Below are 24,110 nucleotides of genomic sequence, written 5' to 3'. Positions count from 1 at the left end.
CTCGGACGTAACGATCGGCCGAGACCGAGCGACGTGCAGGGGGAACTGCACCAGTCGCGACAGGCCGACCGGCGGTCTACGCGTGGGGGAAATTCGCGTCGATCGACAACGGACATCACAACTGCCGGAACAGCAAGTGAACAGGTACGACACGGTTCACACCGAACCTACGGTGCCGTAAGCTGGACCGGTCGTACGCAATCTATGGAGGCGATCTAATGGCACGGGATCTGACACAGCTCGAGCTTCTGCAGGAGCTGGTACCCACTGCCGAGGACAACGTGAACCGTCACATCACGATGGCACGCGAATGGCATCCCCACGACTACGTGCCGTGGGACGAGGGCCGCAACTTCGCCGCCCTCGGCGGCACGGACTACGACCCCGAGCAGTCCAAGCTCTCCGACGTCGCCCAAGCCGCGATGATCACCAACCTGCTCACCGAGGACAACCTGCCCTCCTACCACCGCGAGATCGCCGAGAACTTCTCCCGCGACGGTGCCTGGGGAACCTGGGTCGGCCGCTGGACCGCCGAAGAGAACCGCCACGGCATCGTCATGCGCGACTACCTCGTCGTCACCCGCGGCGTCGACCCCGTCGCCCTCGAAGAAGCCCGCATGATCCACATGACCAACGGCTACGCCTCCCCCGCCGGATCGCAGGTCGGACTGCTGCACTCGGTCGCGTACGTCACCTTCCAGGAACTCGCCACCCGCGTCTCGCACCGCAACACCGGCAAGGTCTGCGACGACCCGATCGCCGACCGCATGCTCCAGCGCATCGCCGCCGACGAGAACCTGCACATGATCTTCTACCGCAACATCACCGGCGCAGCGATGGACATCTCGCCGGATCAGACGTTGCAGGCCGTCTCGGACATCGTGACGAACTTCGTCATGCCCGGTGCCGGCATGCCGAACTTCCGCCGCAACGGTGTGCTGATGGCCAAGCACGGCATCTACGACCTGCGCCAACACCTCGAAGACGTCGTCTGGCCCGTGCTGCGCAAGTGGCAAGTGTTCGAGCGCAACGACTTCACCGCCCGCGGTGAGAACAAGCGCGAGGAACTCGCCGCGTTCCTCGAAGACCTCGAACGTCAGGCCACCAAGTTCGAGGAGATGCGAGACCGCTCGCTGGCCCGCGAACGCGCCAAGGCCGAAGCACGCGCGTCCTAGTCCTTCGCTCGGTAGGAGTGCCCGGTGCCGACTTCGGTGCCGGGCACTACTGTTTTCACCCTGATTGCACATCTCACCGATCGATACCTGCCCCTCCGTTCCAAAGGCTTTCTTCATGACACTGCAGATCGGCTCACTCGAGCTGCGCAGCCCGGTCGTCCTCGCGCCCATGGCCGGCGTCACCAACGTGGCGTTCCGCACTCTGTGCCGGGAACAGGAGTTGGAGCGGGCCGGCAGTACGTCGGGTCTGTACGTCTGCGAGATGGTCACAGCACGCGCGCTGGTCGAACGGCAGCCTGCCACGATGCACATGACGACCTTCGGGCCCACCGAAACTCCGCGGTCTCTTCAGCTCTACACCGTGGACCCGGACACCACGTACGCCGCGGCGAAGATGATCGTCGACGACAACTTGGCCGATCACATCGACATGAACTTCGGCTGCCCGGTTCCGAAGGTCACCCGCAAGGGCGGTGGTGCGGCTCTGCCCTACAAACGAAACCTGTTCGGTCGCATCGTGGCCGCTGCCGTCAAGGCGACCGAGGGCACCGACATTCCCGTCACCGTCAAATTCCGCGTCGGTATCGACGAGAACCATCACACTCATCTCGATGCTGGCCGAATCGCCGCCGACGAAGGTGCCGCAGCGGTGGCGTTGCATGCCCGAACTGCCTCGCAGCGGTACTCGGGCACCGCGGACTGGAACGAGATCGCTCGACTCAAGGAACACGTCACCGGAATCCCGGTACTGGGCAACGGCGACATCTTCTCCGCGACCGACGCTGTGCGCATGATGGCCGAGACCGGCTGCGACGGGGTCGTCGTCGGGCGGGGTTGTCTCGGCCGGCCGTGGCTGTTCGCCGAACTCAGCGCTCGACTGAACGGTCGTCCCGAACCCACGCCACCCACCCTCGGCGAGGTGGCCACGATCATCGCTCGGCATGCCGAGTTGCTCGCCCAGCACCACGGTGAGAAGAAGGGCCTGCGTGAGCTACGCAAGCACGTCTCGTGGTACCTGCGGGGGTTCCCCGCGGGGTCGGATCTTCGGGTCTCGATGGCGTTGGTGTCGACGCTTGCCGAGCTGGACGATCTTCTGGCGCAACTCGATCCGACCGTTCCGTTTCCCAAGGACGCCGAGGGCCCCCGGGGACGACAGGGCTCGCCGGGCGCCGTTTCGTTGCCCGACGGTTGGCTCGACGACCCGGAGGACGTGTGCGTTCCCGCCGGTGCCGACCTGATGCATTCCGGCGGCTGACCTCCCCTCGTCTCGCACGAAGTGGACCATGCGGCTCGAGTCAGTACTATGGCTGGGATTGCCGAGTAGGCAATGCGTGCGTGTGATGGAAGGCCAGGTTCGAATTCGTGGGAGACGATCGAGAGTCGGGCCCGTCTGTGCCCGAGGGTCGCGCCCCATGGGAGCGCCCGCTGTCCTCAATCAGACAACCCGGCGCAATCGGACGAACCGGACAGCGTCGACCTCGCTCCGAACGCCCCGCCACACCGGACCAGGATTCACCACCGCAGCCCGGCGACAGCGGCAGGCTCGGAAAACGATCACCGCGTAATGCCGACACCGTCTCGGTGGCCGAGTTGGTGGACAAGATGTCGCGGTCGGGATCGAGTCGTCGGGTACCTACCGAACGCCCCGAGTCCGATGAACCCACCGAGATCATCTCCCCGATCACCGATTCCACGCCCCCGCCCGCCCGGGCAGTGCCACCGACACCACCGCACGCCGTACCGGAACCGGTGGGCGCGCCTGCCACGGACCGTCCGGCGCTGACGAGGTTGGCGATGAGCCGGGTCAGACGACGCCGTCGAGTTCGGATGATCGGCCGGAGCCTGGTGTCCGTGATCGCGATCCTGTCGGTCGCCCTGACCGGAGTCGTATGGGGATACCTCCGCAACACCGACCAAGGATTTCTTCAGGTCGCCGCACTCGATCCGGACTCGACGGACGTCGTCGACGCCGCGGGCCAGTACGGCGACGAGACCTACCTGATCGTGGGCACCGACACCCGTGCCGGCGCCAGCGGAGAGGTGGGCGCGGGCACCGTCGCCGATGCGGAGGGATCCCGCTCGGACACCGTCATGCTGGTCAACATTCCGGCCGACCGCAGTCGCGTCGTCGCCGTCTCGTTCCCTCGCGATCTCGACGTGACCCGACCCGAATGCGAGCAGTTCGACAACACCACCAATACCTACACCGGAGAGATGTTCCCCGAGGCATACGGCGACAAGCTCAATGCCACCTATGCCCTCGGTGGTCCCAAGTGCCTGGTGAAGACCATCCAGAAGATCTCCGGACTGCGCATCGGGCACTTCGTCGGGATGGACTTCGCCGGTTTCGAGTCCATGGTGGACGAGGTCGGCGGGGTCGAGGTGTGCACCGCGCAACCGCTGTTCGACTACGAACTCGGTGACGTTCTTCCCAACCCCGGTACGCAGCGCATCGACGGCCGGACCGCACTGAACTACGTGCGTGCACGCAACATCGAGTCCGAGGGCAACGGTGACTACGGCCGCATCAAGCGGCAGCAACGATTCCTGTCGTCCCTACTGAGATCTGCGCTGTCCAACCAGGTGTTGCTCGACCCGGGCAAGTTGAACGGCTTCGTCAACGCATTCACCTCGGACACGTTCGTGGAGAACGTCAAGACTCAGGATCTGGTGACGCTGGGCCGATCGCTGCAGAACGTCGATGCCGGAGCAGTGACCTTCCTGACCATCCCCACCACCGGCACCAACGACTACGGCAACGAGATACCCAACGACGAGGCGATCGGGGCCATCTTCCAGGCCATCATCGACGACGATCCACTTCCCGGTGAGGAACGAGCCGAGCCGGTGACGCCCGAATCCTCGGCACCCGCCGACGCTCCCGACGCGCCGCTGCTGGCCGTCGAACCGGGAACCGTGTCGTTGCAGGTGTCCAACGCGTCCGACATCGCCGGGATGGCTCAAACTGCGTCCGACGAGCTGGCGACCTACGGATTCCAGATCCTGACGGTGGGCAACTTCTCCGGCAGCGCCGCCCAGACGGTGGTGCGCTACTCGCAGGATCAGGAAGCGGCTGCGGCGACCGTTGCATCGGCGATCCCCGGTGCCGCCATCGAGCTGGCACCGAGCCTGAACAACGTCGTCGAGGTGGTGCTCGGCTCCAACTACCCCGGGTACACCCAGTACCCGACGGCGTTCGGCAGCGAGATCGATCCCACCCAGGTGGAGGGCACAACCGAGAGCGCACCTCTACCGGAGGATCTCTCGTTCACCAATGCCGCCGACGACACGTGCGCCTGACTTCATTCATGCTCCGTTAACCCTCGGGACAGAGAACTGGTCGGTGTGACCTACTAAACTTCGCCTATGCGCGTCGCCTACAACGAACAGATGAACGAGCTGGCCGATCTCCTCGGAGAAATGGCGAGCCTGGCTGGTTCGGCCATGGAAAAGGCCACTCAGTCACTCCTCCAAGCAGACCTGGTGCTCGCCGAGCAGGTCATTTCCGAACACGACAGGATCACCGAGCTCAGCGCTGTGTGCGAGGAGAAGGCGTTCACGCTTCTCGCCCTGCAGGCTCCGGTCGCGGGCGATCTCCGTTCGGTGGTGGCCGGCATTCAGATCGTTGCCGACATCGACCGCATGGGCGCACTTGCGTTGCACGTCGCCAAGATCACCCGCCGCAGGCACCCGAACCATGCCCTCCCCGAGGTGGTCAACGGGTACTTCGCCGAGATGGGTCGCCTCGCCGTTCAGATCGGCGCTTCGGCTCGCGAGGTCCTCGAGACCCGCGATCCCGAGCGCGCGGCAAAGCTGCAGGAGGAGGACGAGGCAATGGACGATCTGCACCGTCACCTCTTCACGGTGCTGATGGACCGCGAGTGGAGCCATGGCGTCGCGGCTGCAGTCGACGTGACCCTGCTGGGTCGCTTCTACGAGCGGTTCGCCGACCATGCTGTCGAGGTGGGTCGCCGAGTGATCTTCCTGGTGACAGGTGAGCTGCCCGTCGACCTGAGCCACAACAACATCCCCACCTCGTAGAACCCAGTACTCGTCGAGGCCGAGTAGCGCTGCGCTGCAGCACTACTCGGCTTTCGTAGTGAAGTCACCAGCGCAGTGGAGTCACCAGCCGTATCGGGGCAGAGAGCGCAGATACGAAACAAGCCCCCGCCGAGCTTTCGCTCGGCGGGGGCTTCTTCGTTCGTGTGTGGTTATCCGAAACGGCCGGAGATGTAGTCCTCGGTGGCCTTCTGCGTCGGGTTCGAGAAGATCTTCTCGGTGTCGTCGATCTCGATGAGCTTGCCGGGCTTACCGGTGGCCTCGAGGTTGAAGAAGCCGGTCTGATCGCTCACACGGGCGGCCTGCTGCATGTTGTGCGTGACGATCACGATCGTGAAGTCCTGCTTGAGTTCCTGGATCAGGTCCTCGATGGCGAGGGTGGAGATGGGGTCGAGAGCCGAGCAGGGCTCGTCCATCAGCAGCACGTCGGGTGAGACGGCGATGGCGCGAGCGATGCACAGACGCTGCTGCTGACCGCCGGAGAGGCCGCCACCGGGCTTGTCGAGTCGGTCCTTGACCTCGTTCCAGAGGTTGGCACCCTTGAGCGAGCGCTCGGCGATCTCGTCCAGTTCCTTCTTGCCGCGTCCGCCCTGCAACTTCAGGCCGGCGACGACGTTGTCCTTGATCGACATCGTCGGGAACGGGTTGGGGCGCTGGAAGACCATGCCGATGGTGCGACGTACGCCCACGGGGTCGACGCCACTGCCGTAGATGTCCTCGCCGTCGAGCAGCACCGAGCCCTCGACGCGGGCACCGGGAGTGACCTCGTGCATGCGGTTGAGCGAACGCAGGACGGTGGACTTACCGCAGCCCGACGGTCCGATGAACGCGGTGACGCTTCGCGGCGGGACGGCCAGCGTGACGTCGGAAACGGCATGGAACTTGCCGTAGTAGATGTTGACGTCTTTGAGATCGAGACGCTTTGCCATGTTCTGGTTCCTTAGATTCGCTGGAGTCGGGTGGGTCAGAAGTTCTTGGGCGAGAAGAACTTCGAGACCAACTTCGCGCCGATGTTGAGTATTGCGACGATCAGGATCAGCGTCAGGGCTGCTCCCCACATGCGCTCAGCGGTGAGCACGCCGGTTCCTGCTTTCTGCAGGTCGACCATCATGAGCGGCAGAGACGTCTGCGGCCCTTCGAAGATGTTGAAGTTGATGGCGGTGGCAGATCCCACCAGGATCAGCACCGGTGCCGTCTCGCCCATCACGCGAGCGAGGGCGAGCATGATGCCGGTCACGATGCCCGACAGCGCCGTGGGGATGACGATCTTGGCGATGGTCTTCCACTTGGGCACGCCGAGCGCGTAGGACGCCTCGCGCAGGTCCTGCGGGACGATGCGCAACATCTCTTCGGCCGAACGGACGATCACCGGGATCATCAGGAGCACGAGGGCGAATGCGACGGCCACGCCGGAGCGCTGGAAGCCGAAGGTGGCGATCCACAGCGCGTAGATGAACAGGGCCGCGACGATGGACGGCACACCGGTGAGGATGTCGACCATGAACGTCGTCACTCGCGCCAGCCGGGTACCCACGCCGTATTCGACGAGGTAGATGGCGACGAAGATGCCGATCGGGATGGAGATGACGGCGCAGAACAGTCCTTGCAGGAGGGTGCCGACGATGGCGTGGTAGGCACCGCCGCCTGCAATGAACTGGGTGACGCCTGCCTGCGAGTTCTGCCACCAGGTGGGTGAGACCACAGCGGACAGACCGCGGGAGATCACCGTGTAGAGCACCCAGATGAGCGGCACGAGTGCGACGAGAACCGAGAGGCTGACGAGGATCGTCGCCGTGAGGTTCGATGCCTTACGCCGAGCGCTGACGCCCTGGAACGTAGGTTCCTTGACGGGCTTGTCCATGGTTGCGGTCATGGGTCAGTCCTTCTTTCCGGCGATGGCGGCGCGGGCACCGGCGTTGACGACGAACGTCAGGATGAAGAGCACCAGACCCGCGGCGATGTAGGCACCGGCTTGGAGCGGGTTGTTGAACTCGCCTGCGGCCAGCGCGATCTTCGTCGCGAAGGTGGAACCGCCGTCGAACAGTGTTCCGCCGAAGGTTGCCTGGGTGCTGCGGATGATGATGTAGAGCGCGATGGTCTCACCGAGCGCGCGGCCCAGGCCTAGCATCGAACCGGAGACGAAGCCGGACTTGCCGAACGGAATGACCGTGGTGCGCACGACCTCCCAGCGAGTGGCTCCGAGTGCGAGGGCAGCTTCGACCTGACCCTTCGGCGTCTGGATGAACACCTCGCGGGTGACCGCGGCGATGATCGGCAGGATCATGACCGCGAGCACGATGCCACCGGTGAAAATGGTGCCGCCGCCTGCGATGGAGACCGAGCCGGTGCTGAAGAGCGGGAACCAGCTCAACGACGAATTCAGCCATTCCGCGAACGGGCTGATGGCGGGCGCGAGGACGTACAGGCCCCAGAGACCGAAGACGATCGACGGGACCGCGGCCAGCAGGTCGATGACGTAGCCGAGCGGTCCTGCGACTCGCTTGGGTGCGTAGTTCGTCAGATAGATGGCGATACCGAGTGCGACGGGCATCGCGAGAATCAGCGCGAACAGAGACACGGTGACGGTGACCAGGAAGAGGTCCAGTACACCGAACACCATGGCGGAGGTGTTGGAGGTGTCCCATGCACCGTTGTAGGTCAGGAAGTTGACCGTGTTGTTCGACAGTGAGGGGATCGCGCGCCAGAGCAGGAAGATACCCACAGCGGCGATCAAGGCGATGATGAAGATGCCCGCGCCCGTGGCCAGGCCGGAGAAGATCCGGTCACCGGGACGTGTGACGGTCCCCGATGTTTTCGTGTCTGACAATTGTGGTTCTTCCGGTTTGTGCGCGGCACCCGTGGAGGGCACGGAAGCCGCAGAGGGGACGCCGGTCATCGAGTGGGTGTCGCTCATACCGCTCACTGTCTCGTGTGGGGGTCGAGGACGGTCCTGCTTCGGCTCGCGACACCGCGAGCCGAAGCAAGATTACGTCTCATTGAATCAGGCGATCGCTTCGATAGCGGTGACCAGGCGTTCCTTGAATGCATCGGGCAGCGGCACGTAGCCGGCTGCCTCGAGGCCCTGCTGGCCCTCGTTGGCTGCACTGAGCAGGAACGACTTGACTGCTGCCGTGGTGTCGGCGTCGTAGCCCTTCGAGCAGACGATCTCGTAGGTCGCCAGAACCAGCGGGTACGTGTCGGCTTCGTTGCTGGCGTACAGGCCGTCGATGTCGATGACGAGGTCGTTGCCCTCACCCTTGAACTTCGCGGCGTCGATGGCCTTGCCCGCGGTCTCGCTGCTCAGCTCGACCGGTCCGTTGCCGAAGTCGACAGCAGCCTTGCCGAGGCTCTCCTGATCGGCGAAGCCCTTCTCGACGTAGGTGATCGAGCCGGGGGTTGCGGCCACGGCCTGGGCGACGCCCGAGGATCCGTTGGCACCTTCACCGACGCCACCGGCCCAGTCGGAGCTGTGGTTCAGCGTCCAGGCCTCGGGAGCGGATGCGGCGAGGAAGCGCTGGAAGTTGTCGCTGGTGCCCGAGGAGTCGGAGCGGTAGACCGGGGTGATCGCGGTCGTCGGGAGCGTTGCGCCCTCGTTGAGTGCGGCGATGGCCGGGTCGTTCCAGGTGGTGATCTTGCCGGTGAAGATCTGTGCGATGACATCCGGGTTCAGCACCAGGTTGTCGACACCGTCGACGTTGTAGGCCACCGCGACCGGTCCGAAGACGAGCGGCAGGTTCCACGCCGGGTTGTTGGCGCAACGAACGGCTGCCTGCGCGGCCTGATCGTCCTTGATGGACGAGTCGGATCCGGCGAAGTCGACGAGACCCGCGACGAACTGCGTGCGGCCGTTGCCCGAGCCGCTGGTGGTGTACTCGACGGCCTTGCCGGCGCAGACGCCGGAGTAGATCGAGGTGAAGTTGGACATGGCGTTCTGCTGAGCGGACGAGCCTTCACCGGTCAGCGGGGACTTGCCTTCGCAGGTAGCCGAGGACTCTGATGCGCCGTCCGTGGTGGCGACGTTCGCGTCGCTACCGCATGCGGCCAGCAACATGGCACTGACTGCCACTGCACTCATGAGAGCACCGTTGCGCTTGAGGTTCACCTGTTTCCTCCGAGGAATCTTGGGCCGTGTTCACGCCTCGGGCCTGATCGGCCGAGCAGTGACTGTGTGGGTGCCGGCTCGAAAGAAACCTCGCACCAGGCGGCGTGGGTTGCCGCCCAGAGAGAAAGGTAAGGGCAGGTGGTAGACGTTTACCCCCGCGTGGGTGAACGGAAGATGAACACCGCGCTGGAAATGTCCGTTTAGACGGTGCGCGCGTACGCGGCGTCCACGTGGTAATTCGTGAACCCGAGCTTGGTGTAGGTGTGTACCGCGGCAGTGTTGTCCGCCTCGACGTACAGCATGATCTGACCCAGTTCGCGGCTACGCAGGTAATGCAGGCCCGCCAGCGTCAGCACTCGACCGAGACCACGCCCCTGGGACTGCGGATCGATACCGACCACGTACACCTCACCGATGGCCGGCTCGGTGCCCTCGGCTGGATGAACTTTCGTCCAGTGAAATCCCAGCAGATGGTCGCTGCCTTCCTCGAACGCCAGGAACAGGCCCGCCGGATCGAACCAGGGCTCGTCTCGCCGCGAGGCAATGTCGCGATCGGTCCAGCCGCCCTGTTCGGGGTGCCAGGAGAATGCCGCGTTGTTCACCCTCAGCAGCTCGGCGTCGTCCTGATGACCACGATAGGTTCGCAGCGAAATACCTTCCGGCACAACGACATCCGGCAGATCCGGACTGTCGGCCGCCCGACGCATCTGCAGTAGCTCCCGAACCACCTGCAGCTCGAGACGGGCCGCGACCGACTGCGCCGCAGGCAGGTTGCCGTGCGCCCATATTCGCAAGTCCGGCCCGAGATCCAGTGCACGAGATACCAATTGGCGACCCACACCCCGGCCGCGGGATTCAGGATCGACCACCGCCTCGGCCATCCCGTCGGCGATCCCGACGTAGCCGACGACGCGATCGCCCTCGGTGGCGACGAACCGAACGACATCGTCGCCCGCATCGACGGCCTTGACGGCCTGCTCGGAGAGCGGCGCGGTACCGTCGACTTCCGTTGCACGGGAAAGAATTCGGTGGATCTCGTAGGAAACGCGCGAAGACGGTGCGTCGCCGTCGATGGGGTGGACGTCGAACGCAGTATCCGAATTCATCTACGAAAGAGTACTCTCTTGCTCGGCCTCGAAATCGGCATCGTCCGAATCCCCTCCGACGGCGTCGGTAGCCGCGGGACCGCCCTTGGAGTTGCGCGCGGGCCGAACTGCCTTGTACCCCACGTTGCGCACCGTCCCGATCAGCGACTCGTACTCGGTACCGAGCTTGGCGCGCAGGCGTCGAACATGCACATCGACGGTTCTCGTGCCACCGAAGAAGTCGTAACCCCACACTTCCTGCAGGAGTTGTGCGCGGGTGAACACCCGGCCCGCATGTTGAGCCAGATACTTGAGCAGCTCGAATTCCTTGTACGTGAGGTCGAGAGGCCGACCTCGCAGTCGCGCCGTGTAGGTGCCCTCGTCGATGACCAGTTCGCCGAGCGTGATCTTGCCCGAGGTCTCCGGGCTCGCAACGCCGCCACTGCGACCGACCAGCAGTCGCAGTCGCGCGTCGAGTTCCGCAGGGCCGGTACCCGGAAGCAGGATGTCGTCCAGCCCCCAATCGGAGTTGACCGCGACGAGCCCACCTTCGGTGAGGACAGCCACCACGGGAATGGCAGATCCGGTGCTACCGAGCAGTCGACACAGGCCTCGTGCCGCAGCCAAATCCGTACGGGCGTCCACCAGCGCGAGGTCGGCCGAACCTGCCTCGAGTAGCGAGGAGACCTCGGTGGGCACCGGGCGAACGTGATGCGCCAGCAGAGCAAGGGACGGTAGAACGCCCTCCGGATTGGGATCGGAGGTCAGTAGTAGGAGCTCCACTGCGTCTCCATTCTTACTGCTGGCCGGTCCAGCCCGAGCTGGATTCGAGTGATCGTCAAGGACACAGACTAGCTTGTCCGTACAACTGGCCGAAGAGGGCAGTGCACGACCCGTCGGTCACAATGGACGTGTGCGCTCACTTCTCATCGGACTCGCCAGCCTGCTGGCCCTCGCGCTCGTCGTCGATTTCGGCGCTGCTGCGTACTCGGAATATCGAGTCTCGCGCGCCATCCGCGCCGGCGGTGAACTCACGTCCGATCCACAGGTGATCGTGCACGGCTTCCCCTTCCTGACGCAGGCGGCGGACGGCCGCTACCAGAACATCGAAATTCGCGCCCAGGACGTGCCCACCGAATACGTCGGCTCGACCACCATCGAGGCCAATCTTCGCGGCGTGCACATCGCACTGTCCGACTTGATCGACAACAACGTCAGGGCCATCCCCGTCGACGAGCTCGACGGCCGCGTCCGCATCGAGGCGACGGACCTCGGACGGTTTCTCGGCATCGTCGACCTGCAGGTTTCTGCACCGCCGGCCGACAAGTCCGACGGCACGGGCGGCTCCGGCGGGTCCGGCAAGACCACCACCGGTGGCGTCGTGCTGACCGGGACGGTTCCGGTCGGTCCCCTCGAAACGACCGTGAGCGTGCAGGCCGACCTGTTGCTCGAAGGAGACAGCGTCGCCATCGTGGCGTCGGACTTCTACTTCGGACCCGAAGGTCGAGCGGACTTCACGATTCCGGATTTCGCCAAGCCGACCGTGCTCGGACTGTTCACCAAGACCATCGAACGCCAGAGCCTGCCCTTCGGACTTCTTCCGACGGATGTGTACGCGGAAGGGTCGCAGATCGTCGTCGAGGGTTCGGGCGACAATGTGACCATCGACCTGAACGAGATCGAAAAGCCGTGACAGGGATCACAGTGCTGGTCGTCGTGGCGATCCTTGCGGTTGCTACCGGGTTCTACCTTCGCAGCCGGTCCGGGACCGTCCGGACAGTACGGAACACGGACTCCGAGACCGACGCTCTACGTCCGCTCCTGCTCGACGCGGGCGTTACGGCCGACACCGCGACCGTGCTGCACTTCTCCGCGGACTGGTGCGGCCCGTGCGCCGCCGTTCGTCGCGTGGTCGAACAAGTACTGAACGAGCGCAGCGAAGCCCGCGAAGTCGAACTCGACATCGACGCCCATCCGGATCTCGCTCGCGAGCTGGGAGTGCTGTCCTTGCCCACCACATTCGTACTCGACATCGAATTGCGTCGGCGCTCGAGAATCGCGGGAGTCCCGACTGCGGCAGCCCTGCGGTCCGCCCTCGACGCCCTGTGACCAGCCCTGCCCGGACCGGCGGTGTGCCACGCCACTGGTAGCGGGTAGGATGCTCTTCGTGTTCTCCCGCCACGAGCTGATGCTCACCAGTCGACGCACGGTTGATCTGTGCCGACTGGGCGGTTGTTGCTGTCGCTGCTGCTGATTTCCTTCTGCCGCCACGCCCGAGCGTGATGTCCGGCCCGATGATCGAAATCCACGTCCGAGCACTGCCGATGCGGCGTGCCCCGGCCTCGCACAGGAGTACATCTCGATGTCGACACCCGACACCAGAACCACCACCCACACCACCACTGTCGACCAGGTCGATGTTCGCGGACCGCGCTTCGCCGCATGGATCACCACCGCCGTCCTGGTCGTCGTTCTCCTCCTGACCACGTTCTCGGTCCCCGCGGCGGCAATCCTGCTCGGGCTACAGGCGATCGTGTTCGGAATCGGAGCCGTCCGCGGACCCAAGCGCAGTCCGTACGGCACGATCTACGCGACGTTCGTCGCACCGAGGCTCTCCCCCACCAGCGAACGCGAGCCGGTAGCACCGTTGAAGTTCGCTCAGCTCGTGGGCTTCGTGTTCGCCGCCGTGGGAGTTCTCGGCTTCGCGCTCGGCGCTCCCGTCGTCGGCACGGTGGCGGCAGGCTTCGCGTTGTTCGCGGCCTTCCTCAACGCCGCATTCGCCGTCTGCCTCGGCTGCATGATCTATCCCCTCGCTGCGCGGCTGCGCACCACTGCTTGACCTCCACCGATCCATAGAGAAACACCGAAAGGAACACCATGGCTCGCTCCGACGTCCTGGTCTCTGCCGACTGGGCCGAGCAGAACCTGAACGCACCGAAGACCGTCTTCGTCGAGGTCGACGAAGACGCAAGCGCCTACGACGGCGGACACATCGAAGGTGCGGTCAAGCTCGACTGGCGCAAGGATCTGCAGGACCCGGTTCGCCGCGATTTCCTCAACCAGGAACAGTTCTCGGACCTGCTGTCGGCCAAGGGCATCAGCAACGACGACACCATCGTCCTGTACGGCGGAAACAACAACTGGTTTGCCGCCTACGCCTACTGGTACTTCAAGCTGTACGGCCACCAGGACGTCAAGCTCATCGACGGCGGACGCAAGAAGTGGGAACTCGACGGCCGCGCCCTGTCGAAGGACGTCGTCAGCCGCGAGACCACGCAGTACCGCGCCGAGGCTCCCGACCTGTCGATCCGCGCCTTCCGCGACGAGGTCATCGACGCCATCGGCAACAAGAACCTGATCGACGTGCGTTCTCCCGACGAGTTCTCGGGCAAGATCCTCGCGCCGGCTCACCTGCCGCAGGAACAGGCTCAGCAGCGTGGCCACGTGCCGTCCGCGATCAACATCCCGTGGAGCACCACCGCCAACGAGGACGGCACGTTCAAGTCCGACGAGGCGCTCGAAGAGCTGTACAAGGCCAAGGGCTACGACGACGACAAGGCCACCATCGCCTACTGCCGCATCGGCGAGCGTTCGAGCCACACCTGGTTCGTCCTCAAGGAGCTCCTCGGCAAGGAAGACGTCAAGAACTACGACGGCAGCTGGGTCGAATACGGCTCTCTCGTCGGAGCACCCATCGAGCTGGAGGTTCACTGATATGTGTGGAGCACCCGTACAAGGCCAGACCATCCCCGCAGGCGTCGACGTCGAGAAGGAAACGGTCATCACCGGCCGCGTCCTCGCCGGCGACGGTGAGCCGGTGGCAGGCGCGTTCGTGCGTCTGCTCGACGGCACCGGCGAATTCACCGCAGAGGTCGTCGCGTCGGGCACCGGAGATTTCCGGTTCTTCGCCGCTCCCGGACAGTGGACGCTGCGTGCACTGTCGGCATCGGGCAACGGCGACACCGTCATCGCCCCCGAGGGCGCAGGCGTGCACTCGGCGAACGTCACCGTCGGAGTCTGATTCCACCGCTCGTATCGAACGAGAAAAGAACCCCGCACCTATGAGCAGGTGCGGGGTTCTTCTCTGTCCAGGCCCGAGTTACTCAGTTGGGCACGGGCGCTGCGGTGGTGCGCTCGGGAACCGTGGAGTACTGCGGCGGGAAGAGCCCCTCCGGGAGCGGGATGCCCTGGGACTCGAGGAACGCGCCGAGATCGCTCACCCGGGTGACCGTGCCCGGCTCGGGAAGCAGTCGAGGCTCCGGAGCAGGCTGAGCAGTCTCGGGCACGGAGGGCGTCGCCGGTTCGACGGCAGGAGGTGCGTCGTTCTTCTCACGTTCGGTGCGCGCAAGATCGGTCACCCAAGCAACCATCTTCTCGCTCTCCCATTCGACTCCGTCGTTGGGATCGTTGTACCAGTACGACAGATGCTGCAGGAATCCGATCAACAGGTACGGCCCGAGAACGATGTCGACGATGCCCTTGTTGTTCTCGACCAGACCTTCGCCTTCGGCGCGAAGCTTGGCCGCGACGGTCTCGGCACCGGGGCCGAGAGCCCAGTTCAGGTCTGCGAGCAACTGCTCGGGCGACAACGCTTGGACGGCCTGCTTGTCGTCCGACCGGTAGTCCTGTTCGGTGACCTTCACCAGCACCTGCAGAAGCGTCTCGTCCGATTCGAGCCACGACTTGTTCATCGCGATGTCCACGATCGCACGCGTGGCAACCGTCGAGATCGTGCGAGCGAAGTCGGCAATTGTCTGTACAGGATCGACGAGTGTGAACCGCATCTGTCCCAGCACACCCAATGCGAGCTGCAGTAGTTCGATCTTGTCCGGCGCATCGCACGCCAGATCGTAGGGCCGACACGACCAGGTGACCTTGTCGTTCAACGAACCGTACTCCCGCGGCGACTGACTCATGAATCCGCCGAGTGACGGACCCGGCTCGTCGTCGAAGTTCGGCACTCCGGCCGGACGGTAGGGTGACCCGACCATCATCACTCCGGCGATGTCGTCGCCGGTGACGAGCGCACTCGCGTCGCGATGACCGATATCGGTGGCAACTCGGTGCAGTACCTCACCGCCGACGCTGTATCCGAGAAGCACGAACTTGGTCTTCGCACCGCACTTCGTCTTGTACTCGTCCAGGAGACGGTTGGTCGACGCCACTCCGTCGTCGATCGTCTGCTGGTAGGTCGCCACGTCGTCGAGCACGTCGAAGCCGTAGGTGGAGGTGTACGGGACGTAGAGCCAGCCGACGGTGCCGGGGCTGCCCGCGTTCGCCTGGCCCACCGGAACCGTGACATTGCCGACCCAGTTCGACGCGATCGTCCGTGCTTCTTCGTTGAGCGGATTGCGATCCGCGTCCGAGTCGGTTGCTCCCGACACTGCCAGTAGCAGCACGTCCGGGCAGTCCTGCGCGTAATTGTTGGGATCGATGTTGGGGCCCTGAGAAGACCCGAAATCGGCGGACCCCGAGTCGGCCGAACCGGACTCCGCCGAACCGGAGTCGGGAGCGGCGAGCACAGCTGCGGGAGCCGCGAGCGCCAACGCCAGAGTCACCACCGCAGACCTGAACAGCACGGATCCGAACGACGATGTCAGAACCCGTTTACGACGCAGCATTGTTGCGGAGACCTCCCCAGCCTTCGTGACAGAACACAGTGAAAAACGTCGGGATTCGCTCACGAGCGCCCGACGCCCCCCGAAGAAGGTACCTGTTGTGCGGGATTTCTCCACCAGTACGAGTGATCCAGCGCACCTACGACCCCGAAGTCGGGTAGATGTCACCAAAGACACAGGACGGATTCGGGCCACTGTTCTCGATGAGGATCGCTGCGGGTTAAACTCGCACTCGTGGTCATCTTCTTCGAGGTTCTGCTAGCGCTTGCGGCAATTGCCATCATCGCGTTCTCGCTGTATGTCGTCTACCGACTGGTCAACGACGAGTCGTGACGGATCCGGTTGCGGGGCAACCCGACGATTCCGACGAGGCCAGGGCTGACGAGGCCGGCGCCGACGAGATGCGCGGCGCCCCGATCACCAGTGGTGACGAAGCGATAGCGGCTGCCGAGCAGAAGTTCGCCGAGGCGTCGACGCGCAATGTTCCGGTGCTGCCCGACATTCCACATCCCGACGACACAGCCAATCTCCGTCTGGGTCCCGATCTGCACCCGTCGATGCTGGCTCTGCTGCCGCTCGTCGGTGTCTGGCGCGGCCAGGGCGAGGGTCATGATCCCGAATCCGGTGACGACTACCCCTTCGGACAACAGATTGTCGTCACCCACGACGGCGGCAGCTACCTGAGTTGGGAGTCGCGCTCGTGGCGACTCGACTCCGACGGCAACTACGCACATCCCGACCTCCGCGAAACCGGGTTCTGGCGCATCAGCGGTGGCCACGGGCTCAAAGGTTCCGAGAACGAAGAGGTCGTCGAGCTGCTGCTGACCCACAGCACCGGCGTCGTCGAACTGTATTACGGGCATGCTCTCACCAAGTCGTCCTGGGAACTCGCCACCGACGTCGTCATCCGCAGCACCTCGGGTGCGCTGGTCGGCGGGGCGAAGCGGCTCTACGGCATCGTCGACGGCGGGGACCTTGCGTACGTCGAGGAGCGCGTCGTGGCCGACGGTCCGCTGGCACCGAGGTTGTCTGCGCGCCTGTCTCGCTACATCGGCTGAGCCACAAGCACTTCGGTACTTCACGCGAACGGCCCCCGAGCCATACCTGGTTTCAGGTCCCGACCGGACAGGTCGGGGGCTCGGGGGCCGGGTAGCTGCCTGGGATTCGCCTGCCGCTCGCGCGGTCTTCGCAGTGAATCCGTCAGCGATTGCGGCTAGCTGACAGCCACCTCACGCGTCCTAGAGTTCATCAACTTCAGACCACCTCCTCTCTCGTGTACTCCCAACGTACGCCCGAGATTCCGAGTCGGCAAAGTGTTTTTTCGCGACGTGTCGGCCGAGGTCCATCACCTGGTCGGCGTCGGTGTTCTCCGGCAATTGATGAGTGACCACCACGACGATTCGATCGGCCCCGAACAGGCCGTCGTCGGTGGTGAGGAGCTCTCGCAGAATCCGCATCCCGGAGATTCGGTCGAGATGTTCGGTCGGCTCGTCCAGCAGCACGATCGGCGCAGTGCTGAGCAGGGCCCGTGCCAACAGCAGTCTGCGTCGCTCTCCCCCCGAGACAGCCTGCGCTCCGCCGACCAGCGTGGTGTGGATGCCGAGGGGCAAAGCGTCGAGCCACGGGCCGAGACCCACTCTCTGCAGTGCCTGCGTCGCCTGCTGTTCGTCGACATCGCCGCGCACGACCCGCAGATTCTCCAGAATCGACGTGTCGAACAGATGCGCGTCCTCGGCGAACAGTGCTGCGGCCGAACCGTACTCCTCGGCGAGAGCACGCAGCATGGTCGTTTTCCCGGACCCGCTCGGCCCGATGAGAGCGCTTCGCGCATGTGCACGAAAGTTCGTAGCAGGGGTCGAGTTTCTGTTCACGTGGGGCGGCGGAGCCGTATCGAGCATGGCCATGATTCGCGATGCCGCGATTCGGCCGCGCATCAGCGCTACTGCCGCTCCGGGGAGTGCTGCGGTCGCTTCGAAGGCGGCCAGCGGAACCAGCACGATGATCGCCAGTGCCATCGGTGTCATACCGCCGGCGGTGCCTCCGTCCGGTCCGTACAGCCCGATTCCGACGAGCAAGGACCCGATCACCGATGCGCCGATCGACAGGGGCCCAGCTGCATCGGCCAGCGCCGACGGGCGCGCGGCGCGGTCGCGGGCAACCACCGAATCCTGTGCTGCACTGCGGGCTTCGGCGAGTGTCGCGTCGAGGCACCCGGCAACCCGCAGTTCCGCGGCGTGATCGAGGGCGCGGACGGCCGTCTCGGCGAACCGCGCATCGGCGTCGGCTCCGGCCTCCTCGGCGATTCTCGCCGAACGCGCCGCCAGGATCGGTGCGCCCACGCCTGCGATCAGCAACGCCACCGCCAGAATCGACGCAGCAGCCGGCGCGATACCGGCGAGCAGTCCCACGGCCGCGACCATCATCACCACGCTCACACAGATCGGTACGACGGCCCGTACGACGACGTCGCCGAGTACGTCGACATCGGCTCCGGTGCGAGCCAGAACGTCACCGCGCCGCAGAGCGATCGCACCACTGCCGTTCGCCAACCGCTCGTAGATACTCGTGCGGGCGGCCGTCGTTCCGCGCAGCGCTACATCGTGTGTGGTCAATCGTTCGAGATAGCGAAACACTCCGCGCGAAATGCCCAGCGCCCGAACGGCTACCACCGCAACCGACAGGTCGAGAACCGGCGGCATCTGCCAGGCTCGGGTGATCAACCACGCAGACAGCGCGGCAAGTGCGAGGGCACTCCCCAGTGTCGCCACTCCGGCCGCCACGGCAGCCGCCATCCGCCGTGGCGAGAGCTCCAACAAGGCCAGAGCTCGCCGCAGATCAGACATGATCGAACTGCTGCTTCGGGGTCGAGGCACTGTGCACCTCGACTACGCGGTCGGCAGCATGCACCACCGAACGCCTGTGACCGGTCATCACCACGGTGACACCTCGGTCGGCAGCATCTCGAATGGCCGCCAGCACAGTTGCTTCACTCGCCGAGTCCAGGTGTGCGGTCGGTTCGTCCAACACCATCACCGGAGCACCGGAGACGAAGGTTCGCGTCAGGGCGAGACGTTGCAGCTCACCGAGAGACAGTCCCACTCCGCCCTGGCCGACGCGACTGTCCCAGCCGCCCCGATCTCGCAGAACGTCGTCGAACCCGGCCGCGCGGCAGGCGAGGTCCAACTCCTCCGAGTCGGGAACCCCGTGCAGAGTCACGTTGTCGTAGAGCGTGCCGGGCAGCAACACCGGTCGCTGCGGAAGCCAGGCGACCTGCCCCCACCACTGCTCGAGGTCGAGGTCGGCCACCGGCACTCCCCCGATGCGAACGACGCCGGCCGACGGCGATGTCAGCCCCAGAAGGGCATGCAGCGCAGTCGATTTACCCGCGCCGTTCGGACCCGTCAGGACAGTGATGGTGCCCGCCCGGCACCGCGCACTCAGTTCCGACGGTGCCTCACCGTCCCTACTCGAGACGGTGAGGCCGACGAGTTCGATGTCTGCGGTCGTAGCGTCGACGGTCCGACCGCCGGTCGGCCGAACCGTGCGCCGATCCAGCACCCGAAAGGCACGGTCCGCTGCCTCGACCCCATCCTCTGCTGCGTGGAATTGGGTGCCGACGGCGCGCAGCGGAAAGTACACCTCGGGCGCGAGGATCAACGCGATGATTCCTGCCTCGAGCGTCATCTCCCCGAACACCAGCCGAAGCCCGATGCCGACGGCCACCAGCGCGACACACAGGGTTGCCAACAACTCGAGAACCATCGACGACAGAAATGCAACCTTCAACGCGCGCATGGTCGTTCGCCGATGGGCGTCGCCCAGTGCGCGAATGCGGGCGGCGGGTCCGCGTTCGCGCCCCAGCGCACGCAGGGTCGGTAGACCGGCCAGCAGGTCGAGCAACTGCGCCGACAATGTGGTCATCGTGGTGAGCGTCGCGGCCGCCCGCCCCTTGGTCAGCAAGCCGATCAGAATCATGAAGACGGGAATGAGCGGCAGGGTCACTGCGATGACGACGGCCGACGTCACGTCCTGGGTGAGGATGACGATCAGCACCAACGGAGTGACGAGGACGGCCAGTACCAGCGCCGGCAGGTATCCGGTCAGGTATGCCCTCAGTCCGCCGATGGCGCGGGTCACGACGACGGCCAATTCTTCTCGTTCTGCGTCGAGTTCGCGGGGTTCGAATCGCGTTGCTGCCGAGAGGACTTCGAGCTCGAGCTCTGCGACCACACGCGACGCGGACCGATGGGCGTAACGAGACTGAGCTCCGGTCGCGAGCACACGAACCACGGTCGCGCCGGCCAGCACGGCCAGTTCCGTCGTCCAGGTGGACAACGTCCTGGCCGTCGGGTCGGTGATGACGCCTGCCAGGACGCGTCCGATCGCCAGTGCCCCGACGATGATGCACAGGGTGATCACGGTCGACAGCGCGACCGTCACGCCCACGTAGCCGCGGGCGGAGCGAGAGTACTTCCACAGTCGCGGGTCGACCGGACCCTTCGCCCGCGTCCGCGCGGGAGCGGGTGCGGTCACGACTTCACCGTCAGACCGATCGAGTCGGGTATCTGCGCGCTCGAAATGCGTTGCCGGAAAACCCAGTACGTCCAGGCCTGGTATCCGATGACGACGGGTGCCGCGAACGCTGCAGCCCACGTCATCACCTTCAACGTGTACGGGCTGGACGATGCGTTCGCGATGGTGAGATCGAAGGCGGCGTCCGTGCTGGACGGCATCACGTTGGGGAACAGAGACGCGAACAGCAGTACGACGACGGCGACGATGGCAATGCTGGTGAAGACGAAGGCCCAACCCTCGCGTACTTTCGCCGTCAGTGCGACGACCAGAAGCAATGCCACTGCGGCCACGGCGACGAGCACCCACGTCCACGGCTTACCGTGCGCAAGTTGGGTCCACAGTGCAAAAGCGCCGCCGACGAGCACCGCCGGAACCGACAGTCGCGCCGCAATTCTCACCGAGTCCTCGTGTACGTCCCCGGAGGTCTTGAGTGCGATGAACACCGCGCCGTGCAATGCGAACACCAGCGCCATGGTGGCTCCACCGAGCAGCGCGTAGGGGTTCAGTAGGTCGAAGAATCCAGCGGTGACCTTCTTGTTCTCGTCGATCGCGACTCCGCGCACGATGTTGGCGAACGCAACGCCCCACAGCACGGCCGGAACCCAGGAGCCGATGCCGATGCCGATGTCGCAGCGTCGACGCCACACCGGGTCGTCGATCTTGCCGCGCCATTCGATGGCGCAGATACGCAGGATCAGCGCCACCAGGATCAACAACAGCGGCAGGTAGAAGCCCGAGAACAGCGTGGCGTACCACTCGGGGAACGCTGCGAACAGGGCGCCGCCCGCGGTGATGAGCCACACTTCGTTTCCGTCCCAGACGGGTCCGATCGTGTTCAGAACCGCACGCCTGCGCTTCTCACCCGTCGCGGAGTCTGGGTGCCTACCCAGAATGGGCATGAGCATGCCGACGCCGAAGTCGAAGCCTTCGAGCACGAAGTAGCCGACGAAGAAGAAGGCGATGACGAGGAACCAGAATTCGGGCAGTGACATTGCTATCCCCTAGTACGCGAACGAGAGTTGTTTGGGCTCTTCGTCTTCCGATTCCGGTGGGTCGACGTGCGGATGCGCGTCGTGGTCGAGAGGTCCTTCGACGACGTAACGCCTGAGCAGGTAGAACCAGACGCCCCCGAGAGCGGCGTAGAGCAGTGTGAACGTCACCAGTGAGGCGACGACGAGGCCGACGGGATGGTCGGACACGCCCTGATCGACGGTGAGCCGGATCTGGTCGACTCCCGAGAGGTTGGGTGCCACAACCCATGGCTGACGGCCCATTTCGGTGAAGATCCAACCGGCGCTGTTGGCCAGGAACGGCGTCGGAATGGCCGACAACGACAACCACGAGAACCACTTCTGGTCGGGAATTCGCCCACCTCTGGTGACCCACAGTCCCGCGATGGCGAGCAGTGCCGACCCTGCGGCCAGTCCGATCATCATCCGGAAGGCCCAGTACGTGACGAACAGGTTGGGCTTGTAGTTGCCCGGACCGAACTGCTGCTCGTACTGCTCCTGCAACTGGTTGACGCCCTGCACGGTGGCACCGAAGTCGTTCTCCGCCAGGAACGAGGTGAGGCCGGGAACCGAGATGAGGTGCACCACGGATTCGCAGTTGTTGTGCGTCCCCACGGTCAGGAGCGAGAAGCTGGCTCCGGTCTCCGTGTCGCACAACGACTCTGCGGATGCCATCTTCATGGGCTGCTGCTCGAACATGAGCTTGCCCTGGATGTCCCCGGTGATGGCGAGCGCGCCTCCTGCGACGATCATGACGATGAAGGACATGCGCGCGGCCGATCGGAACATCGAGCGCGAGTCGGTGGCCGGGAGCGTGCCGAGCTCGCCCTTCGCCTTCTTCTTTCGAGCCTCGCGCACCATCCACCACCCGGAGATTCCGGCGACGAACGTCGCGGCAGTGAGGAATGCGCCGGCGACGGCGTGCGGAAATGCCGCCAGCGCAGTGTTGTTGGTGAGCAGCGCCCAGATGTCGGTCAGCTCGGCTCGGCCGGTTTCCTCGTTGTAGATCGCGCCGACGGGATGCTGCATCCAGGAGTTGGCTGCGATGATGAAGAAGGCCGAGGCGTTGACGCCGATGGCGACGAGCCAAATGGTCGCCAGGTGAACGAGTTTGGGGAGCCGGGTCCACCCGAAGATCCACAGGCCGAGGAACGTGGACTCGAGGAAGAAGGCCACCAGCCCCTCGAGCGCGAGAGGCGCACCGAACACGTCACCGACGAAGCGCGAGTATTCGCTCCAGTTCATCCCGAACTGGAACTCCTGCACGATTCCGGTCGCGACGCCGAGGGCGAAGTTGATGAGGAACAGCTTGCCGAAGAACTTGGTCAGCCGATACCAGGAGTCCTTGCCGGTGATCACCCACATGGTCTGCATAGCGGCCACCATCGGCGCGAGGCCGATCGTGAGGGGTACGAGAATGAAGTGGTAAACGGTGGTGATACCGAATTGCCACCGCGAGACATCCAACGCGTCCATCGATACTCCGAACTCTTCCACCCGAGCTGTGACGGGCAACACCGCAGGTCAGGGCATTGGCCCGCGACTGATTCGAATGTACTACTACGAGTAGTAGTAGGGAAGAGTCTTTCGGCAGGGTCGTTCGGCTCCTATCCCGTCGGGACGGTCTCCACAGCGAGATCGACCATCGCTCGCAGCTCGTCACCGCAACTCGGCCACCCGAGGACGACGCCGTTCATCTCCGTAACCCGCGCCGCGAGCGTGACACTCGAGATCAGCCAAACACCATCTGCAGCAATGAGATCCGCCGGATACAGATGTCCACGCTCGCACGTCCAGCCGGCACCCTCGGCAACCTGGAACAGTCCGGCGACCGTGGTTCCGGCCAGGATGCCCTGCTCGATGGACGGTGTGACGAGTGTCTTACCGCGCGCGATCACCACCGTCGACCGCGGACCCTCGAGTACCCGGCCCTCACTGCTCAGATAGATGACATCGTCCGCACCCTGCGCCGCCGCGTGCCGCAGCGCGGCCATGTTCGTCGCGTACGACAGCGTCTTCGCGCCGGCGAGCTGCCACGGTGCACGAGACGAGAACTCGACCGAATAACCTCGATCGAGCGTGATCACCGACACCCCGTGGTCACGCACTGTCCGCACCCGCTCGGGGAGCGGCCCCACCGTCACATAGGCCGTCGGATCTCCGCCGCCCTCGCGCCCCCTGCTGAGTACCAGGCGGAGCACTCCCTCGTCCTGTGAACCTTGCGTCCACAGACCGGTGGCCTGCTCGATCACCGCGCGCCACTGGTCGACGTCGGGAACCGGCAGGGCGAGCGCCGTCGCCGATTCCACGAGACGAGCAAGATGCAGGTCCACCGCGCACGCGACGCCGCCGCGAACGAGCAGCGTCTCGAACACTCCGTCGCCGCGAACGGCAGCCAGGTCATCGGCGAACAGCAAAGGCTGTCCCGCGTCGTGTACTCGGCCGTCCAACGTCACCACTACCGAATCGACCATGGCCGTCACTGT

Annotated in this window: 22 protein-coding genes; 10 read left to right on the top strand and 12 right to left on the bottom strand. The window is 64.8% G+C overall.

Annotation, left to right across the window (positions count from 1 at the left end; translation table 11 throughout):
* Positions 1 to 218: 218 nt before the first annotated feature.
* The 4 genes from CH275_RS19165 (at position 219) to phoU (ending at position 5,216) form a co-directional block, all read left to right on the top strand.
* On the top strand, positions 219 to 1,175 hold the full coding sequence (locus tag CH275_RS19165) for an acyl-ACP desaturase (RefSeq protein WP_094679887.1): 957 nt from the start codon (positions 219 to 221) through the stop codon (positions 1,173 to 1,175).
* 115 nt (positions 1,176 to 1,290) lie between these two features.
* On the top strand, positions 1,291 to 2,430 hold the full coding sequence (gene dusB, locus CH275_RS19160) for a tRNA dihydrouridine synthase DusB (protein WP_094679886.1): 1,140 nt from the start codon (positions 1,291 to 1,293) through the stop codon (positions 2,428 to 2,430).
* Between the two features lie 107 nt (positions 2,431 to 2,537).
* Entirely contained in the window at positions 2,538 to 4,475 is a 1,938-nt protein-coding gene (locus tag CH275_RS19155) for an LCP family protein (protein ID WP_094679885.1), read from the top strand.
* Positions 4,476 to 4,541: 66 nt separating this feature from the next.
* A complete protein-coding gene (gene phoU, locus CH275_RS19150; RefSeq protein WP_094679884.1) occupies positions 4,542 to 5,216 on the top strand; it encodes a phosphate signaling complex protein PhoU in 675 nt (224 codons plus the stop codon).
* A 170-nt stretch (positions 5,217 to 5,386) separates the two neighbouring features.
* Here phoU and pstB read toward each other — a convergent pair whose 3' ends face one another.
* The 6 genes from pstB to CH275_RS19120 all read right to left on the bottom strand — a co-directional run bounded on the left by pstB (position 5,387) and on the right by CH275_RS19120 (position 11,204).
* Positions 5,387 to 6,163 (bottom strand): phosphate ABC transporter ATP-binding protein PstB, encoded by a 777-nt coding sequence (gene pstB, locus CH275_RS19145; RefSeq protein ID WP_094679883.1) that lies wholly within the window; start codon positions 6,161 to 6,163, stop codon positions 5,387 to 5,389.
* A gap of 35 nt (positions 6,164 to 6,198) precedes the next feature.
* Complete coding sequence (gene pstA / locus CH275_RS19140; protein WP_094679882.1) at positions 6,199 to 7,107, bottom strand: phosphate ABC transporter permease PstA; 909 nt, start codon at positions 7,105 to 7,107, stop codon at positions 6,199 to 6,201.
* A gap of 3 nt (positions 7,108 to 7,110) precedes the next feature.
* Entirely contained in the window at positions 7,111 to 8,148 is a 1,038-nt protein-coding gene (pstC, locus tag CH275_RS19135; protein ID WP_094679881.1) for a phosphate ABC transporter permease subunit PstC, read from the bottom strand.
* Between the two features lie 87 nt (positions 8,149 to 8,235).
* Complete coding sequence (gene pstS / locus CH275_RS19130) at positions 8,236 to 9,336, bottom strand: phosphate ABC transporter substrate-binding protein PstS (RefSeq protein WP_094679880.1); 1,101 nt, start codon at positions 9,334 to 9,336, stop codon at positions 8,236 to 8,238.
* Between the two features lie 200 nt (positions 9,337 to 9,536).
* A complete protein-coding gene (gene mshD / locus CH275_RS19125; RefSeq protein ID WP_094679879.1) occupies positions 9,537 to 10,442 on the bottom strand; it encodes a mycothiol synthase in 906 nt (301 codons plus the stop codon).
* The gene (locus tag CH275_RS19120; RefSeq protein ID WP_094679878.1) at positions 10,443 to 11,204 is read right to left on the bottom strand and encodes a winged helix-turn-helix transcriptional regulator; all 762 of its coding nucleotides are present in this window, start codon (positions 11,202 to 11,204) and stop codon (positions 10,443 to 10,445) included. It abuts the gene before it with no gap.
* 130 nt (positions 11,205 to 11,334) lie between these two features.
* Between CH275_RS19120 and CH275_RS19115 the strand changes: the two genes are divergently transcribed.
* The 5 genes from CH275_RS19115 to CH275_RS19095 all read left to right on the top strand — a co-directional run bounded on the left by CH275_RS19115 (position 11,335) and on the right by CH275_RS19095 (position 14,442).
* A complete protein-coding gene (locus CH275_RS19115) occupies positions 11,335 to 12,114 on the top strand; it encodes an LmeA family phospholipid-binding protein (protein WP_094680271.1) in 780 nt (259 codons plus the stop codon).
* A complete protein-coding gene (locus CH275_RS19110) occupies positions 12,111 to 12,530 on the top strand; it encodes a thioredoxin family protein (RefSeq protein ID WP_094679877.1) in 420 nt (139 codons plus the stop codon). Before CH275_RS19115 ends, CH275_RS19110 begins: the two co-directional genes overlap by 4 nt.
* Before the next feature lie 253 nt (positions 12,531 to 12,783).
* Positions 12,784 to 13,260: a DUF4395 domain-containing protein gene (locus tag CH275_RS19105; protein ID WP_094679876.1), complete on the top strand. Its 477-nt coding sequence runs from the start codon at positions 12,784 to 12,786 to the stop codon at positions 13,258 to 13,260.
* Between the two features lie 38 nt (positions 13,261 to 13,298).
* A complete protein-coding gene (locus tag CH275_RS19100) occupies positions 13,299 to 14,135 on the top strand; it encodes a sulfurtransferase (RefSeq protein ID WP_094679875.1) in 837 nt (278 codons plus the stop codon).
* Between the two features lies 1 nt (position 14,136).
* Positions 14,137 to 14,442 (top strand): DUF1416 domain-containing protein, encoded by a 306-nt coding sequence (locus CH275_RS19095; protein WP_094679874.1) that lies wholly within the window; start codon positions 14,137 to 14,139, stop codon positions 14,440 to 14,442.
* A gap of 82 nt (positions 14,443 to 14,524) precedes the next feature.
* On the opposite strand, the gene CH275_RS19090 is transcribed toward CH275_RS19095, so the two are convergent.
* On the bottom strand, positions 14,525 to 16,042 hold the full coding sequence (locus tag CH275_RS19090) for a cutinase family protein (RefSeq protein ID WP_094679873.1): 1,518 nt from the start codon (positions 16,040 to 16,042) through the stop codon (positions 14,525 to 14,527).
* A 398-nt stretch (positions 16,043 to 16,440) separates the two neighbouring features.
* Between CH275_RS19090 and CH275_RS19085 the strand changes: the two genes are divergently transcribed.
* Positions 16,441 to 17,097: an FABP family protein gene (locus CH275_RS19085; protein ID WP_094680270.1), complete on the top strand. Its 657-nt coding sequence runs from the start codon at positions 16,441 to 16,443 to the stop codon at positions 17,095 to 17,097.
* 180 nt (positions 17,098 to 17,277) lie between these two features.
* Here the strand turns inward: CH275_RS19085 and CH275_RS19080 are convergent, their stop codons facing one another.
* The 5 genes from CH275_RS19080 to CH275_RS19060 form a co-directional block, all read right to left on the bottom strand.
* Positions 17,278 to 18,882 (bottom strand): ATP-binding cassette domain-containing protein, encoded by a 1,605-nt coding sequence (locus tag CH275_RS19080; RefSeq protein ID WP_094679872.1) that lies wholly within the window; start codon positions 18,880 to 18,882, stop codon positions 17,278 to 17,280.
* On the bottom strand, positions 18,875 to 20,572 hold the full coding sequence (gene cydD, locus CH275_RS19075; protein WP_094679871.1) for a thiol reductant ABC exporter subunit CydD: 1,698 nt from the start codon (positions 20,570 to 20,572) through the stop codon (positions 18,875 to 18,877). Before cydD ends, CH275_RS19080 begins: the two co-directional genes overlap by 8 nt.
* Positions 20,569 to 21,606: a cytochrome d ubiquinol oxidase subunit II gene (gene cydB / locus CH275_RS19070; RefSeq protein ID WP_094679870.1), complete on the bottom strand. Its 1,038-nt coding sequence runs from the start codon at positions 21,604 to 21,606 to the stop codon at positions 20,569 to 20,571. Before cydB ends, cydD begins: the two co-directional genes overlap by 4 nt.
* Before the next feature lie 9 nt (positions 21,607 to 21,615).
* Positions 21,616 to 23,100, bottom strand: coding sequence for a cytochrome ubiquinol oxidase subunit I (locus tag CH275_RS19065; RefSeq protein ID WP_094680269.1), 1,485 nt, complete (start codon positions 23,098 to 23,100; stop codon positions 21,616 to 21,618).
* A gap of 131 nt (positions 23,101 to 23,231) precedes the next feature.
* On the bottom strand, positions 23,232 to 24,098 hold the full coding sequence (locus CH275_RS19060; RefSeq protein WP_094679869.1) for an aminodeoxychorismate lyase: 867 nt from the start codon (positions 24,096 to 24,098) through the stop codon (positions 23,232 to 23,234).
* Positions 24,099 to 24,110 lie beyond the last annotated feature (12 nt).

It is taken from the genome of Rhodococcus sp. 06-235-1A, from assembly GCF_002258785.1.
In the GTDB taxonomy this organism is placed as follows: Bacteria; Actinomycetota; Actinomycetes; order Mycobacteriales; family Mycobacteriaceae; genus Rhodococcoides.
The sequence above is the reverse complement of the archived record's forward strand: the minus strand, read 5'-3'. Positions and strand labels throughout refer to the sequence as shown.